Raw genomic sequence first — 1,045 nt, 5'->3', positions numbered from 1 at the left:
GGGGAGGGCGCCGCGCGAGGGCGGTCAGCGCACCGGGGGGAGGGGACGGGAAGCGAGAGCTACGCGAAGCCGTGCGACTGTCGAAGCGGCATCGACGGAGAGCCCGCGCATCCGAACCCTGATCTGACGAATGCCCGTGTCGCGAATGTTCTCGGCGCGAATCTGGTCTTTCTCGTAGGTGGAGGTACTCGTGCGGTGATGGTCGCCGTCATACTCGACCATCACCCGCTCGCGGGGATAGTACAGGTCACCCCACGCAATAAACCGCCCCGTCCGGTCGCGAATCTCCGCGTCGAGCGTCGGCTCGGGCAGACCGCTCCGAACGATGAGCAGTCGCAGTGCGGTTTCGGTAGGGGAAGCCGCACCAACCCGAACGAGCCCCAGGGCCTCCCGTAGCCGTGTCTTGCCCGGCCCCCGAAACCTGTCGACCTTCTGGGTGAGGAGGGAGAGCGTCGAGTAGGGCCTGGGCGCCGGAGCGGTCTCGTCGAAGTATCGCGGAACATGCACAAGTGCGTCACCCGCGACAATCAACGCGTCAATGCTCAGGATGCCCGCCAGCTGGCACCACGTGCTCTCGGGGTCGCTCACCCGAAACGCCCCCACGCGCCCCGCCGCATGCAGTCGCCCGTCGAGCTGATGTGCAACGACACCCCGGCACCGCACCCTTTGCCCGGGCCGGACAGTCGCCACGTGAATCGCTTCATCGGTGTGAAAGCGCGTGGGCAGTGGAAGGTTCCAGAGCCGGGCAGCGGTCAGATGGCTGAAGAACTGACCCGGCAGCAGGCGTTCGGAGTAGGCCGCGCACTGCTGCTCCACGGTCGTGAACGTTTGCAGGGGAGTTCGCACACCCCGGTACGGCTGCCTCAGGTCGCTGGATCTGAGCCTCTCGGGGCCTACGCCAGACTGGGCCGCGCGCGCGACGGAGAATGATCGGCCGGCAAGGCTGGGCGGGAGCGGCGTGAGCTTCGGCATCCGCACATCCTGCCCCCACCCGCCGCCCTTTCGCCGAACTTATCCACAGCCCCCGGTCCCTCCCCTCCCGGCC

The 1,045-nt window shown here is 67.8% G+C and carries 1 protein-coding gene; it reads right to left on the bottom strand.

Translation table 11 applies throughout. The features are described from left to right. Positions 1–24: 24 nt before the first annotated feature. A complete protein-coding gene (locus tag D4765_RS19030) occupies positions 25–972 on the bottom strand; it encodes a hypothetical protein (protein ID WP_136643876.1) in 948 nt (315 codons plus the stop codon). Positions 973–1,045: the final 73 nt, after the last annotated feature.

The organism is Subtercola vilae (genome assembly GCF_004923255.1).
Classification (GTDB): Bacteria; Actinomycetota; Actinomycetes; order Actinomycetales; family Microbacteriaceae; genus Subtercola; species Subtercola vilae.
Note: the sequence above shows the minus strand (reverse complement) of the source record. Positions and strands in the feature narration are given on the sequence as shown.